The 1,201-nt window shown below is 72.6% G+C and carries 1 protein-coding gene; it reads right to left on the bottom strand.

From position 1 onward, the window contains the following. Window positions 1-2: 2 nt before the first annotated feature. On the bottom strand, window positions 3-1,010 hold the full coding sequence (locus FNH08_RS50325) for a DNA-3-methyladenine glycosylase family protein (protein WP_322726691.1): 1,008 nt from the start codon (window positions 1,008-1,010) through the stop codon (window positions 3-5). Window positions 1,011-1,201: the final 191 nt, after the last annotated feature.

Here is a 1,201-nt window from a genome sequence, read left to right as displayed (position 1 = left end):
CCCTACAACCGCCCGATGTCCCCGCGAGGCATCTTCGGCACACGCCGAGCCGGCACCCGCCCCGACAACAGAATCAACCGAGCCGCCCGATGCCGCTGCCCCGCATACGGCTCCAGCAGCGACAACATCACCGCGTCATCCGCATCCCGATCACCCGCCAGCGCGTATCCCACGATCCCCGGCAGATGCAGATCCCCCACGGTCACCGCATCCGCCGCCCCATGACTCCGCTGCACGGTCTCCGCCGAGGTCCACGGCCCCACCCCCGGCACGACCTCCAGACGCCGCCGCGCCTCCTCCGGCGCCATCCCGACGCCCTCCTCCAGCCGAGCGGCAACCCGGACGGCCCGCAGAATCGCCGACGCGCGCTTGTCGTCGACCCCGGCCCGATGCCACTCCCACGACGGAATCAACGCCCACGTCCGCGCCGCCGGCATCACATGCATCCGCCCCGGCACGGGCCCCGGCGCCGGTTCCCCGTACTTCCGTACGAGCAACCGCCACGCCCGGTACGCCTCATCCGTCGTGACCTTCTGCTCCAGGATCGACGGAATCAACGACTCCATCACCAGCCCGGTCCGCGTCAGCCGCAACCCCGGCCGCCGGTGACGCGTCAGCGCCACCAGACGGTGCCGCGGCTCGAAGACCTCAGGATCGTCGAACGCCCCGAGCAGCGACGGCAGTTGGTCGAGCAGCCAGTCACGACCCGCCCCCCACGCCTCGGCCTCGGCGACCCCACCCCGCAACGCGACCCGCAGCGTCCCGGGCCCGGCCGGCGTACGACTGGCGCGCCACACGGACCCGTCCGGAGCCGCCCGGAACGTCGGATCGGCGGGCCCGCGCCGCAGTGGCCCGAGCACCAGCCCGAGATCGAGCGGCCCCTCGGGCACCCACGTCCGCGTCCGCCCCGCCGCGTGAGCGGGCCGCGCCGCACCCCTGGGCCCGGGCACGGCGACATGCCCACCGCGAACAGTCGTACGCGTGGGCCGCGGTGCGAAACGTCCTGCCACGAGTGAGGTCCTAGAGGCTCAGGGGGTACCGGAGACAGACGGGGTATCGGAGACAGACGGGATATCGGAGAGAGAAGGGGTATCGGAGAGAGAAGGGCTGTCGATCCGGTCCAGCACAGTCCACCACGCTCACCGCACCTCGATGAAGCCCCCCGCATCCCGCTCCGGCCGGGCCCTCGGCTCCTCTGCCG

The sequence above is a fragment of the Streptomyces spongiae genome (genome assembly GCF_009377185.1).
Lineage (GTDB): Bacteria > Actinomycetota > Actinomycetes > Streptomycetales > Streptomycetaceae > Streptomyces > Streptomyces spongiae.
The sequence above is the reverse complement of the archived record's forward strand: the minus strand, read 5'-3'. Positions and strand labels throughout refer to the sequence as shown.